The sequence below is a fragment of the Acinetobacter sp. ANC_7513 genome, from assembly GCF_056779915.1.
The window spans coordinates 1-13,983 of the sequence record NZ_JBWYIW010000012.1 but is presented as its reverse complement, the minus strand read 5'-3'; the positions used below and the strand labels follow the sequence as shown (position 1 = coordinate 13,983).

Here is a 13,983-nt window from a genome sequence, read left to right as displayed (position 1 = left end):
TAAAGACTAGCGCTTGGCTAGTCTTTTTCAACAGTTTTATTTAGGTATTCAATTACACCTAATCCTGCTGCTCGACCTGTTGCAAAACATGCTGTAAGTAAATAACCACCTGTCGGGGCATCCCAATCCAACATCTCTCCACAGCAGAAAACAATTGGATTACTTTTCAACTGTAACTGTTTAGTCAAGGCAATTTCCCGTACACCACCTGCGCAGCTAATGGCTTCTTCAATGGGTCTAAAACCATCTAGTTTGATAGATAAATGTTTAATATGCTGAGCCATTTTCTCTGCAATCGCCCAATCATGCTTTGGGGTCAATTCACGTAATAAATTTGACTTTGCAGTGTCTAATCCCATTTTTCGCCAAATATTATTAATACTTTGCTTCTTAGCATTCTTAAGTTTAGAGATGATTTCATGCTCAGATAATTCTGGCAGTAAATCTAAATTTAAAACCATGGAATCTTGATATTGCAATTGTGTTCGAAGTGCCCGACCATGCTTATAGACCAACCCACTCTCCAAACCATAATGGGTGATCACGATATCACCCTTAGCTTTGGGCTGATGATCCACCCAAGCTTCAACTCGTTTGAGTGGCGAGCCAAATATAGGTTCCATATACGAAGACCAAGCTCTGACTACACCAGCATTACTCGGGGAAAACGCTTTTAACTCTTCTTTAGCCAACCATGACTGCCAAGCCCCATCACTACCCAACTGCGCCCATGACACAGCGCCACACGCCAATACAATCGCATCAAATTGCTCAGTTCGTATTGAATTGGATTGAGTATCAAAAACTGTCAGTTCATTTTGATTAAGCGCGGTAATTTGATGCCGATAATGAAAATTGACCTTGGTATCTACTAAACTTTTTAACCAAGCACGCAGTAATGGAGCTGCTTTCATTTCATTGGGAAATATACGACCAGAGCTTCCAACATAGGATTCAATCCCTAGGTTTTTCATCCAATTTCGAATCCAACGCGCATCCCATTTTTTTACCCAAGGTGCAAGCCATTCGGCATGATCATAACGACCAATAAATTGATCGATAGGTTCGGCATGAGAAATATTTAAACCTGTTTTACCTGCCATCAAAAATTTACGTGCAGCTGAAGGCTTTTGTTCAAAAATATGAACTTCAAATGCAGGATGAGCAGATAAAACTTCAGCAGCCATTAAACCTGCTGGACCTGCGCCTACGATTGCGATTCGCTTTGAATATTCCAAATTCATAGATTATTCGTTTGTTGATTTTCAGAAGAGATCGGCATTTGCCCTTGCAGAGGCATAAAGTGATCGAAGCGAGTTTGGTACGCTTCAGGTTTTTGAATAATCAACTGCTGGCATAATTCACCACGCTCTAGATACTTTACTTCAAAATGCGTTCTTGCCGAAGTTGAAGAGATTCGTTCTTTAACATAAGAAAGGTTCCAAACATTAAGCAGTTGTTGCTCTGCCTCGTCAATATATTCAGGAATATTGCTGGCTAAAGTGATCGTACCATTCGGTTGCAATCGAGACAGTAAAAATTCAAAAAAAGGCATATTCAACCAACGTTGCGCTGGATTATGAGGTTCAGGATTCGGATATAAAATAAAAAAATCTTCAACTTGCTGTGGAAATAGCGCATGTACGATCCAAGGGATTGCATCTGCATGTACAGGTCGCAAATTGGTTTGTCCCTCTAGTTGATGCTGTTTTTGCATCGCTAGAAATTTTTCTCTAGTTCGTTCAATCGCGATTAGTTGTCTTTGCGGATTTTGTTGCGCAAACAATAAAGCATGTTTACCTTTACCCGCCCCAATCTCAACACATAGTGGTTCAGCTAGAATCGGTAGAAAGTCGCGTGGCGCATGCATACGCTGTGCTTGAAATTGACGAATCGGCATAATCAGATCAAACTTATGAAAACGCGACAAGTCTAGCAACTCTAGATGCTTTTGCCTATTTTAGCTGTTTTATTTTACTAGGATTGATTTATGCCAAAAACATTTCCGTGCCCACGCTGTGGACAGCCTAGTCAATGGACTGGCAATGAATTTCGTCCATTTTGTTCTGAACGATGCAAACTTATCGATTTAGGGGCTTGGGCAAATGATGAATATCGCCTTCCGACACAGGATTCTCCTCAAGCTGATCAAGGGGAATATCATGAATAATGCCAACTTTGCTCAATATTAAAAGAATAATTCAATTATATTTACACAAACAAAAAATTAGCTTTTTTAAGAAAACTCAATAAATGTGATTTTATTTAAGTTTGTGTTGTGATATTGTGATAACAATCACATTAAAACAACAATTCTACTTTCATAAATACATGAGACTTTATAAATTCACATTCACACTCAGTATAATTTTAACTTGCCTAGGCCTCCTTTTTGCAGGTCTAGGCATTTATCAACATGATTTCGTCTTGATTTTAATCTCTGCACTATTTGTGTTAGCCGCTGCCCTTCTCTTTTGGGAATTGAATGACATCAATCGAGATCACTTTTTTCGTTTTTAATTAACCAGCTTTACCTGCCACAAACGGGTTAAACTTTTTCTCATAGCCAATGGTACTGATTGGACCATGCCCTGAAATAAACTGTGTTTCATCTGGCAAACTAAAACATTCTCTCTCAATGGAATCTAGCAACTGTTGATGATTTCCCTTGGGAAAATCTGTTCGACCAATTGAACCCTTGAAAAGAACATCGCCAGTCCATAACAAGCCATAGTTAGCATTATAGAACATGACGTGGCCAGGCGTATGACCGGGAGCGAATCGAACCTCAAAGGATTCATCCCCTAATTTTAAAGTTTCACCACCTTCAAGCCACTGATCAACCACAACAGGTTCAGGTATCGGAAACCCATATCGTGCTGAAACTTCCTGAATCATATCTAACCAAAATGCATCTTCTTTATGAGGACCAATTACTGGAATACCCCACTCTCTCGCCAATGCTCCGACCGCACCAGCATGATCAAGATGACCATGAGTTAACCATAGCTCCTTCACTGTTAAGTCTAACTCTTGCACAACTTGCATAATTTTTTCAGGCTCACCACCTGCATCAATTAACACAGCTTCTTTGGTCTCTTGATCCCAAACCAATGAACAATTTTGCTGAAATGCTGTCACAGGAATAATTTTAACTTGAAGCATAGGAACCTTTAAATTTACGCAGAATGTTGGAGGGTAATCTTGAGTGCATCCAGTTGAGCTTCTACTAAATCGACCAACAAATCAATATGTGCTGCATCAGTGTTTAACGCTGGAATATAGGCATAGTCTTTCCCGCCCGCTGTTTTAAAGGTTTCGGCATTTTCCACAGCCAACTCTTCTAAAGTCTCTAAGCAATCTGCTGAAAAAGCAGGGCTGAGAACATGGACAGATTGAACTCCTTGTTGTCCCCACTCAGTCAGCAACGCATCTGTATATGGCTTGACCCACTCTTGTTTACCGAATCGTGATTGGAAGCTGATAGCCCATTCATCGTCACGTAATCCCAGAGCCTCTGCGACTTTTTTCGCTGTAACCCTACAACGGTCGGCATATGGATCACCTTTATCTGCATAAGGCTGAGGAATCCCATGGAAAGACATTAATAATTTTTCCGCTTTACCGTGTTGCGCCTGAAAAACCTGAACACTCTTTGCCAAAGCCTGAATAAATTTTGGATGTTGATAATAATCGCGTATTAAACTTAAGCCAGGTAAATTTCTCTGCGTTAAAACCCATTTCGCCAATGCATCATACAAAGGTGCTGTAGATGTCGCTGAATATTGAGGAAAAAGTGGAAATAAAATGACGTGATCTTGCGGTGTCTGAGTAAGTTTTTTTAGAACCTCATGAATACTAGGATGACCATAAGTCATCGCAGGAACGACCTGAACATCAAAATCTGGATAATCTTGAATAACTTTTTGACGGATTAAATCTGTTTGCTTTAACAGAATTTCACGCATAGGTGAATCTTCATTCCACACCTGCGCATATGCTTCAGAAACATGCTTTGGTCGAAATGGTAAAACAAAACAATGTAAGATAATTTTCCACAAAAACGATGGAATCTCAATCACACGCTGATCAGATAAAAACTGTTTTAGAAAGGTTCGTACCGCAGGCACTGTCGGGGCATCTGGTGTTCCCAAGTTGGCAATAATTACGGTGATTTTCGGCTTTAACTCAGACATCTGATCCACATCAATTCACTGTTTAATTGAGAAATACTTTATCAGAGTCTAAGTAAATTCGGCGTGATTTTATGATTGCTTTTTAAAATGTGAATGAAAGAGAAAAACTATCATATGAACTTGATCTATTTATTCATGCATTTCCATAACATCCGCTGACGATCATCTCGTCCTACAGGAACGATCCATTCATTATTACGCATTTGTTGCTTGATGGTATGCAATGCACGTACATTAATCTGTGCTCTAGATACCATATGTGCCTTAGGAAGTTGCAATTGAGCATCGACCAGCCCCGTATCAGTCAAATACTGATTCAACACTTTAGAATAAAAATCTTCTGGTGTTGCTTGGGAAAATTGAGACTCAAGAACAGTATAAATTTCATGCCATCGCATGGAACGTATACAAATAATTTCTTTAAAATGACTATCAACATAGGCATGCATACGATAATCAAAACTGAATTGATCATCCCACTCTATTCTAGGCAAAGATAGAAAAGGATCGACTTCAGATTTGGCTTGTTCCATTTTTGCTTGTGCCAGCTGAGCTCTTAATCGATCAATCTCATCTTGTTTTGCTTGAATGCTTTGTGGTCTTACCCAACCCAAAACAGGGTAACGTTCAAGCATTTGAGGCATATGAGACCTGAGTGCTAGCTCTAATTCACGAGCACTTTTAAAAAATACGACCTGATCAACTTCTTTAATGATCTGTTGACGGAAATTTTGAAAGCGCTGTTGAAGATCCACTTCATGCTCTCGTAAATGCTCCTCACGCGATTCTGGCTGTTCATGCATAAATACAATAATGGGCTTTTGCTTAGTCACGGCATAGATATATTCCAAGTGCATGTAACTAATACCAGAGACAGATTGCTCACCATACTGGCTTCCTAAAAGCAGAAGTACATAATCACAATCATCAATTTGACGGCGTGCAAAAGCGGTTGTTACAGGTGTTCTTTGTTCTAAACCCCATGAAAAAAAACCCATACCGATCAGCGTTTGAGACACAACCATACGCTCTGGCTGCATCTCTTTACCAGAAGTTGTAATAAACACTTGGTAACGCTTATCTAGCATGCCTTAATCCAATCCTGCATCTAGGTAAAAATGCCTTACTCATAAGGCTTAAAATATATAGCTTGATATTGATCATTCTTCTTCGAATGTATCAGTTAAATTTTCAATTGACCATAGTATTTCATGCCCGATCATATTTTGAAGTACAGGCTGAAGTTCAAGCGCATTTCCGCCACTGACGACACAACGCAACTGCACTGATTTGTCATATGGTTGAGTAGCATTGAATTTATTTTTGATAAGGACTCTTGCTGTTTGGCGTGCAACAGCAAATCCTGAATCAACCAAAGTCAGTCGCTCTGTATAAAGATGCTCAATTGCTGATTTTAAAAATGGATAATGCGTACAACCCAACACCAAATAATCGGCTTGATCTTGCATGACGGGATCAAGTATCCGTTGTAATGTTGCAATACAGGCTTGCGAATTTTGTTGCCCTGCTTCCACGAAAGGAACCAAATCCAAACTGGTGACTTGATGAACTTTAACACCTAAAGGATCTGCAAAATTCTGCATTACATCCTTGATTAACTGGCCTCTAAAAGTCGCTGGAGTCGCCAATACAGCCACCACTTTAGACTGTGTCTGTAACACTGCAGGTTTTAACGCAGGAACCAACCCAATGATCGGAAATCGCTCACCATAATGTGTCCTTAAGTAATCCAGACTAAAAGCTGATGCCGTATTACACGCAACAACCGCAACTTTACATCCTTGACGATACAACCACTCAATTGCATGTGCTGTGAGCTGACGAATATCTTGATCTTCGCGCGGACCATAAGGGACATGAGCTGTATCTGCATAGTAAAGGATATGCTCATTGGGTAAATATTTTGCTATTTCCAATGCAACTGATAAACCACCAATCCCCGAGTCGAAAATCCCAATAGGGGCATGTTCAAGTGCATGAGGCATAGGCTCATTAGAGCTCGGTTGGGGTAAAATTGCAGACATCTCAACGACTACTTTTATAATGCTTAAATGAATGGGCTAAGCTTAAACCTCAAGTCCCTAATTGCAATAGCAGATTACCACTTTTTAAATTCAAAACTGATTCACCTTGCTCATTTTCGCTCAACTCCCCCATTTCAACTAAATGAAAAAAAGTTGATCGTTGTATCAATGCGTTGATGCCGAAACGCACATACACGTAAGGACGCATCTCTCCTTGAAAATCACGCATAAAGATTGGATGATCTTGATCCACAATAATGAGATCTTGAGTGGTCGTTGTTAGCTGTAGATAAGAAAGCCCTTGAATCTCGACTTGATCTACCTGATTGACCAATAAAGGTTCATCTTCGACTTCAATTTCGATTTGCTCAACGGGTGTTTTTAAGTAAAATTTGTTGTCTTCTTTCCACAGTACTGTCGAGAATAGGTCAATGAGGCTTTGTCTTTTAATCAATTGACCTTCGTGCCACCATTCACCATTCGCTTTTACTTTCAAATCCATTGAGCCACAATGCTTTGGGTTCCATTGTTCAAGAGGTGGGATTGACCTTTTGTGACTTGACTGTGCATCTTTTAGATATTGTACGATATTGATTAAGTTTTTATCATCAGGTACAAGTGAATCAGGCTGTGCTGTTATAGAATCATTTTGTTTTACCATGGTTTATGCCCTGCTGACGGAAAATAAAGCGACTCAGCCAATTGGCTTGATCAAGGTTTGAACCTATACTAGCGCAAAATATATAAAAGGTACGAGAGCAAAATTGTACCTGCAACTAAGAACACTCATGGCAGCACCGTCGGAATTATCGGTTGCCACCCTTTACTTTATGAGGAGTCCTTTATGGAACACATCGAACGTGAATCGATGGAGTTTGACGTTGTAATCGTTGGAGCGGGCCCTGCGGGTCTTTCAGCTGCGATCAAAATCCGTCAACTTGCAATTGAAAACAACCTCAACGATTTATCTGTATGTGTCGTTGAAAAAGGCTCTGAAGTAGGTGCGCATATTCTTTCTGGTGCTGTGCTTGAACCACGCGCTATTAATGAATTGTTCCCAAATTGGAAAGAAGAAGGTGCGCCTTTAAACGTACCTGTTACAGAAGATGAAACGTACTTCCTTCTTTCAGATCAAAAATCTCAAAAAATGCCTCATGCTTTTGTGCCTAAAACAATGCACAACGACGGTAACTATGTCATCTCTCTTGGTAACGTCGTACGCTGGTTAGGACAAAAAGCTGAAGAGCTTGAAGTATCCATTTTCCCGGGCTTCGCAGCAGCGGAAATTCTGTATCATGCTGATGGTACTGTAAAAGGTATCCAAACAGGTGATATGGGTATTGGTAAAGATGGTGAGCCAACACATAACTTTACCCCAGGCTATGAGCTCCATGCGAAATACACGTTATTCGCTGAAGGCTGCCGTGGTCATTTAGGTAAGCGCCTAATCGCTCAATTCGGCTTAGATAAAGATGCTGATCCTCAACATTACGGTATCGGTATTAAAGAACTTTGGGAAATTGATCCAGCGAAGCACAAACCAGGTAAAGTCATGCACGGTGCGGGTTGGCCTTTAACTGAAACTGGTTCATCTGGTGGTTGGTGGTTATATCACGCTGAAAATAACCAAGTATCATTGGGTATGATTGTCGACTTATCTTACCAAAACCCTCATATGTATCCATTCATGGAAATGCAACGTTGGAAAACACATCCATTAATTAAAGATGTATTGGAAGGCGGTAAACGTATTTCTTACGGTGCACGTGCAGTAGTTAAAGGTGGTTTTAACTCTCTTCCTAAATTTACCTTCCCAGGCGGAAGCTTAATTGGTGATGATGCTGGTTTCTTGAACTTTGCAAAAATTAAAGGTTCACACACTGCTATGAAATCAGGCATGTTATGTGGTGAAGCTGTATTTGAAGCAATTAAAGCTGGTGTAGAAAAAGGCGGCGACCTTGCAATTGCTCGTGTGACAGAAGGCGAAGATTTCTTTGCTAAAGAGTTAACGTCATATACAGAGAAATTTAACAACAGTTGGTTAAAAGAAGAGTTATATAATGCTCGTAACTTTGGCCCTGCAATGCATAAGTTTGGTACATTCTTCGGTGGTGCATTCAACTTTATCGATCAAAATGTATTTAAAGTTCCGTTCACTTTACGTGATTTGACACCTGACTACAGTGCTTTAAAAACTGTTGATGCTGTGAATTTCAAACCAAACTATCCAAAACCAGATGGTAAGCTTACATTTGACCGTTTATCTTCAGTGTTTGTTTCAAATACAGTACACGAAGAAAACCAGCCAGCGCATTTAAAATTAACTGATCCATCAATTCCAGTAAACGTTAACCTTCCTCAATGGGATGAGCCTGCTCAGCGCTACTGCCCTGCTGGCGTATACGAAATCATGGAAAATGATGATGGTTCTAAGCGTTTCCAAATTAATGCTGCGAACTGTGTTCACTGTAAGACTTGTGATATTAAAGATCCGTCACAAAACATTACTTGGGTTGTACCTGAGGGTGCGGGTGGTCCGAACTATCCGAATATGTAATCTCGTTTGAGATCAAAAAAAACCCGCGAAAGCGGGTTTTTTATTAAACTGCGATAAATACGAAAGTTTCCCCTTGAGCGATATAGTTTTATTCTTCACCATCAAAATACCAATATACTTCACCCCAGTCTTGTTCTGAAAGCATTGGTAAAATGTCATCTCTATCAAAATATTGACGCTCATTTGGTTGGGCTGGAGTCGTCCAATAACCTGTTTGTGGACATTTATCCCCACCTTTGATTTTAATTTTTTCTACTGAATCTTGTGTTTGTACTTTTTCTGATTGTGCTTTAGAAAAATCAACTAAATCTTTCGGATAAAATTGATGCTCTCGATAAGTTGTATCATCAATATCTAACAACCATGTAACAGCTGCCGCTTCCCATGACCAATAACCAAAATAACTGATACCTGATCTAATATCAGGTTGTGGATGTTGATCATGATAAGGTTCACGACGACTGGCTTCATACCAATCTTCTAAGTATTGCAACATCATCGCTGGACGTTTTTCAGGTGCAGCATCAAAAACTTTAATGAGCTTGCGATAAGGCAAATGTCGACGTGCATCATTCGGTGGTATGCCTCGATCTGTTACAAATGGAGCAACCAATCGCTCGATTAAGCCATCTTTTTCTTGTCCTTCAGGTGTTGCTTCTGTGTAGTCGATAATCGTCATAATTCGACTCATTTGATCTGCATACCCTGTCAGTAAACCAAAGCATATCAATCGTAAAGCAATATACCAATAATCTTCAGTTCCCAAGGAAATATGCCAGACATAACGTCCACCTGCATCAGGGCTTAAATTATAAAGATGACTCGTTTCAGCATATTCTTCTGCCCAATGAAGAAGATACGGGTAAAGTTCTTTTATAGAATTTAAATCTCCGCCTGCTGAATATTGTAAAGATATCAAGTTCAGAGCATCTTTTAATCTTTGATGACCAGATGCTATATATCCACCAAATTTAGAATCATTTTTATAATCGCTAAATCCATCAACAACTGTATATATACCATTAACAAACGTATCAAATCTCTTGTGATACATTTCTTGCTCAAGCAGCTTATCTCTAAATAAACTTGTATCTTTTACTTCTAAACTCAACCATTTTTGCCAATCTATTTCTTGATCATCTACTTGTGTTGACATTCTTTAATCTCTCCAACATCTCTTTTGGTAAAACAAATTCTAATTTAATACCGTGTGCAGTTACTGTCCGTGTACACTTAGGTTTATTTAAACCTATACATTTTTCATGATGATCGAATTTATCACCTGTAATCGTTACTAAACTACGATCATAAGGACATCGAATCGCAACAGTTTGACCTTTACCATTTTTAAATACTCTTTCAGTAGATGGTTTAAATTCAACTCGTCTCCAAGCTTCTATATCCTCTAATAATTTATTTTTATGTGAATTTATAAGTCCTGCTGTCCTAATTTTTTGTGAAACCCAACGGTATGACATTTGTATGCCATCACTTTTTGTATTGCCAACAGAACGCTTAACCTTATCATCTTGGTCTGATGCCATATAAACATCTAACCCTTTCTTAATACCATCATGGCTGCTTTAGGTATCATCAGTGTTCGCTGGCTCAGTGCATTTTGTCAGCTTATCTATATTTGATGCGATGTATCTTGGTTTCTACCAAACTGCGACGATGATAAACCAACCATTATTTTCATAGGTTTCTGCCTAAACCTAAGCAGTGAATTATTCGAAGTAACTCATTACGTTCTAGGAACTCAGTTTTATCTTTCCAAGGTTTGCATTTTTTCTTAGCGGAACTACTGCAGTAATTTTGTGCACCATTGAGTCTGAAGATCGAAACAAATCGAAATATTTCCACGATTAATTAAAACTTTTTATTGTAATTAGGCCAGTTGGATGTCGAATAGATTTTAGGTGTGGGCTTACTCGTCTCACAATTATATTGCTAAATTAAACCTAACAAACAACTTTGTGAAACAAAGCCGACCAAATATCCTATCTCATATATTGCCAAACATCAGGGTCTACATAGCTGCCATCAATATGATAGCCTTCCAGTTTAATTTTTTGTTCCTTAAATTTACGATCTTTTTCATTTTCCCTCCTTTCATCTAAAAAGGCTTGTTTTAACTGTTCTGCTGTCATTTCATCTGAGTTAGAAATAGCATTAAAACCAGTATATCTAAAATGCTCAAAACTGTATCTCAGCATATACTGTTCTTTTTTATCATCTTTATATGTTTTAGAAAGAGATATCCCCAAATTAATATTACTATTATATAAATTAAAATACATATGGCCATTAGTCAGATCCATCATTTCTTGCCACTCTTTAAAACTTAAAATATAGCTAGGGTCAATAACCTCTCCCATGTTTTGACTCATATATTTTAAATTATCTTTTTTATCTATACGTTCCGAATAAGGTAAAAAATACTGCTTCCAGTTTTTCTCACTCATTTGCTTCATAAGTTTTACATAAGCCTGATATGCATCTTCTCTAGTCGTATATTCATTAGCATGTAAACTAGCGGTTACATCCATAATCAAAACACCATCATTGCCCATTCGTGCAATTTGCGTCCCCATTACACTAATAACATTATCAATTTCAAAGTTACTTTGTTCAGTTACAATTTTAACCTGTCCCAGTTTGGGCGGTCTCCAATCTAGTGACAAAAAATTCATCCCCGCAGGTTGGCGGTCTATTGACGCATTACTATATTGAATAAAATCTTTTAATCCTTGCTGTCCAAAATGTAAAATAGCACTTTGTAGTGGCATGATTTCATTTCCTTTACTTTTCGTATTTGGAGTACAAGCCAATAATAGGCAACATATCGAAAATCCAAAAATTAAACTCAGATAATTTTTCATATTGAAACTTTTGTTAAAAAAATCGTTATTTTTTCCCTTCATTACTACTTGGATGTATTGCAAAGAGAAAGTTTGCTTTGCTCTGACTTCACCCCGTTATTGTTTTTAATTCCTGATGTAAAAAGGCACGCCTTTATCATCCAACATTAAACGGTGATATTTTTCCGCAGCCAAATTAATCTTAACTAAAGATCCGTTATAAAAAATTACTTAGGTTCCACCTGAGGGTGCAGGTAGTGTGAGCTATTCGAATATGTAATGTCTTTTTAAAAAAACCGCTAAAGAGCTCTTTCTCGTTAATTTATCAATCAATTTTTAAAGTTAATCGGTTAAAATTCAGATCATTGCCTTTGAATTCTATGTTTGAGAAAAATCTCATCACTACTTTCTTAGTATTTAGATTGATTGAAAATACATGTACATATATGTAATCTTGATTATTTTTTAGCTCTGTATTGATATATCTGATATTAAGATTATTAATGCAATTTGCATTTAAAATTAAGTCATTTTTGAAGTGATGCCTTGCATTAGGTGATAAAATCATCTCACTTGCAACTCCACCATCTAGATACACAACAATTTTACCAGGAGTACCCAATATACTCTTTGATAATCTATACATACCCCAATTAGAAGGACGACCATCTTTGAGAACATGCAATTGAAATGGTCCTAAATTTTTAGCACTATTTAAATTCTGACTTTCAGATACTTTAAATATCTCATTCAAAACAGTGCAGAAATTTTGATTATCTATCACAATAGCCTCACGATTTGATTCTTTAATTATATTTGATGCTGTAACATTTGAGTAAAAACAAAGTAGAGTTAGAAACATATATGTTAGAAATTTATTCATTTATATAGCCCCAATCTACTAACGGATCAACATCACCCACTCCCAAAACCCAATACTCTTCTTTTGTGGCATCATCACCTTCTCTCCAGATGATATCTTCTGAATTATAATAATGAGTCAAATTTCTTCCATAAAGTCTATGGACATAGTTTGGTTCATTATCTTTCATTATTTTTCCAAGCATTGATTTAGCAATACCAAGCTCGGGATATTGTGGATATTTAAATTTATTTAACGATGACTTTTGTAATTTTTCCCACCAAGAATATGGATTGACTGCAGGAATTGATATAGGACCGTACTTTACGAAACCTTTCCCATCTGGAATTATATCACCTAAGTTTTTTTTTAGAATTTTCTCAGCTTCTTTTGCACAAGTTGAATTCGTTAAAGCCCTATACTTTTTTTCAGAGGAATTATTTTCAATGTATTCTTGTTTTTCCTCATCAAAAATCATACTCAAGCTTTTTTTTCTAATCTGATTTACATCAAACATAATTTTTCTTGCACTATCTTCATTTATTTTAGCACGATATAAATAGCTAACTTCGGTTATAGGATAATCACAGGTTGATAAGTTGCCTATAATATTACTTCCATTAGCTGCAGGCCCAAAACTAAAAAATGTTAATACCTCTTGATTTTTCGTGATATAAAAAAATGCATGACCCCATTCGCCACTATTATTATTTTCAGGGAACTCTGATTTCAAATCGTGATGATTTTTACTTTTCAAAGCAAAGGTTCTTTTAGGTAAATAAGCCAATTCTGGCAAATTAGTCTCTGTTCCAATAACCACATAATATTCATCTAAGGCTACTTCAGATATGGGATTATCTAAATCAGTTTGATATTGTTTATTATTCATTTTAAATATCTACGTCCAAATTGAAATTTTCTTTTTCAGAAGTATAAATTCTCTTTGTTTTTCCTTCTCTGTCCGTAATACCTCTGATCAATTTACCATTTTTACCTGTTAGTACATATTTAGTATTCGTTAGAACCAACCCAAATTTGTTTTTTAAAATGAATTGATGCGAATAAATATCTGTAATAGGTAGTAACGGAATTTCATAACTTATAGAACTGGCCCCCACAAACTGATGCTGCCCTGCCTTAACCTCAAACTTACTTGCAGTCGTAGGAAATACCCCTGAAGCATTTATTTTTAGCTGTGAACCGCCTGCGGTCAGTACGACTTCTTTCGCACTCGTGATGTCGACATTTGCCTCCGTGGAAATAATCTGCACACCCTTTCTAGCAATCAGATCAGCACCATCCCCTTGAGCTTGAATCTCGATCTTACCTTTCCCTGCATACAGTCGTGCCCCTTCTTGCGCGGCAAATAAACTGATCTTTTTGCTGGCATGTCCGATGATGCTGTCTTGCGTGCTGGTGTTAATGCTTCCTTGTGCAATCTGGTTGATCTGCCCATCTGCAC

The 13,983-nt window shown here is 37.7% G+C and carries 14 protein-coding genes and 1 pseudogene; 2 read left to right on the top strand and 13 right to left on the bottom strand.

Going from position 1 to position 13,983, the window contains the following annotated elements; all coding sequences use genetic code 11:
• Window positions 1-17: 17 nt before the first annotated feature.
• Both AC1M9B_RS12180 and AC1M9B_RS12175 read right to left on the bottom strand, forming a co-directional pair.
• Window positions 18-1,244 (bottom strand): TIGR03862 family flavoprotein, encoded by a 1,227-nt coding sequence (locus AC1M9B_RS12180; RefSeq protein WP_481608149.1) that lies wholly within the window; start codon window positions 1,242-1,244, stop codon window positions 18-20.
• Complete coding sequence (locus tag AC1M9B_RS12175; protein WP_481609218.1) at window positions 1,241-1,906, bottom strand: class I SAM-dependent methyltransferase; 666 nt, start codon at window positions 1,904-1,906, stop codon at window positions 1,241-1,243. Before AC1M9B_RS12175 ends, AC1M9B_RS12180 begins: the two co-directional genes overlap by 4 nt.
• 84 nt (window positions 1,907-1,990) lie before the next feature.
• Between AC1M9B_RS12175 and AC1M9B_RS12170 the strand changes: the two genes are divergently transcribed.
• On the top strand, window positions 1,991-2,170 hold the full coding sequence (locus AC1M9B_RS12170) for a DNA gyrase inhibitor YacG (protein ID WP_035264978.1): 180 nt from the start codon (window positions 1,991-1,993) through the stop codon (window positions 2,168-2,170).
• Window positions 2,171-2,520: 350 nt separating this feature from the next.
• On the opposite strand, the gene AC1M9B_RS12165 is transcribed toward AC1M9B_RS12170, so the two are convergent.
• From AC1M9B_RS12165 to AC1M9B_RS12145, 5 genes are all read right to left on the bottom strand, one after another.
• Window positions 2,521-3,165, bottom strand: a complete 645-nt coding sequence (locus AC1M9B_RS12165) for an MBL fold metallo-hydrolase (RefSeq protein ID WP_092768141.1) — start codon at window positions 3,163-3,165, stop codon at window positions 2,521-2,523.
• Between the two features lie 14 nt (window positions 3,166-3,179).
• Window positions 3,180-4,196 carry a ferrochelatase gene (gene hemH, locus AC1M9B_RS12160; RefSeq protein ID WP_481609197.1) on the bottom strand — a complete coding sequence of 339 codons (1,017 nt, stop codon included), beginning with the start codon at window positions 4,194-4,196 and terminating at the stop codon, window positions 3,180-3,182.
• A 125-nt stretch (window positions 4,197-4,321) separates the two neighbouring features.
• On the bottom strand, window positions 4,322-5,284 hold the full coding sequence (locus tag AC1M9B_RS12155) for a DUF4062 domain-containing protein (RefSeq protein WP_481609196.1): 963 nt from the start codon (window positions 5,282-5,284) through the stop codon (window positions 4,322-4,324).
• A gap of 72 nt (window positions 5,285-5,356) precedes the next feature.
• On the bottom strand, window positions 5,357-6,241 hold the full coding sequence (murI, locus tag AC1M9B_RS12150; RefSeq protein WP_481592062.1) for a glutamate racemase: 885 nt from the start codon (window positions 6,239-6,241) through the stop codon (window positions 5,357-5,359).
• A gap of 49 nt (window positions 6,242-6,290) precedes the next feature.
• Window positions 6,291-6,902 carry a DUF1285 domain-containing protein gene (locus tag AC1M9B_RS12145; protein ID WP_481609195.1) on the bottom strand — a complete coding sequence of 204 codons (612 nt, stop codon included), beginning with the start codon at window positions 6,900-6,902 and terminating at the stop codon, window positions 6,291-6,293.
• Window positions 6,903-7,085: 183 nt separating this feature from the next.
• Here AC1M9B_RS12145 and AC1M9B_RS12140 point away from each other — a divergent pair, with 183 nt between their 5' ends.
• Window positions 7,086-8,798, top strand: coding sequence for an electron transfer flavoprotein-ubiquinone oxidoreductase (locus AC1M9B_RS12140; RefSeq protein ID WP_481592064.1), 1,713 nt, complete (start codon window positions 7,086-7,088; stop codon window positions 8,796-8,798).
• 88 nt (window positions 8,799-8,886) lie between these two features.
• On the opposite strand, the gene AC1M9B_RS12135 is transcribed toward AC1M9B_RS12140, so the two are convergent.
• From AC1M9B_RS12135 to AC1M9B_RS12110, 6 genes and pseudogenes are all read right to left on the bottom strand, one after another.
• The gene (locus AC1M9B_RS12135; protein WP_481592065.1) at window positions 8,887-9,954 is read right to left on the bottom strand and encodes a PoNe immunity protein domain-containing protein; all 1,068 of its coding nucleotides are present in this window, start codon (window positions 9,952-9,954) and stop codon (window positions 8,887-8,889) included.
• Window positions 9,935-10,416: pseudogene (locus tag AC1M9B_RS12130) on the bottom strand (hypothetical protein); the annotation flags it as partial. The gene AC1M9B_RS12135 and the pseudogene AC1M9B_RS12130, both read right to left, overlap by 20 nt.
• Window positions 10,417-10,798: 382 nt before the next feature.
• Complete coding sequence (locus AC1M9B_RS12125; protein WP_481592066.1) at window positions 10,799-11,587, bottom strand: hypothetical protein; 789 nt, start codon at window positions 11,585-11,587, stop codon at window positions 10,799-10,801.
• A 397-nt stretch (window positions 11,588-11,984) separates the two neighbouring features.
• Window positions 11,985-12,542, bottom strand: a complete 558-nt coding sequence (locus AC1M9B_RS12120) for a hypothetical protein (RefSeq protein ID WP_481592067.1) — start codon at window positions 12,540-12,542, stop codon at window positions 11,985-11,987.
• Complete coding sequence (locus AC1M9B_RS12115) at window positions 12,535-13,410, bottom strand: hypothetical protein (RefSeq protein WP_481592068.1); 876 nt, start codon at window positions 13,408-13,410, stop codon at window positions 12,535-12,537. The genes AC1M9B_RS12120 and AC1M9B_RS12115 overlap by 8 nt, the downstream gene beginning before the upstream one ends.
• A 1-nt stretch (window position 13,411) precedes the next feature.
• A partial coding sequence (locus AC1M9B_RS12110) for a DUF2345 domain-containing protein (RefSeq protein WP_481609194.1) occupies window positions 13,412-13,983 on the bottom strand: 572 nt, incomplete at its 5' end.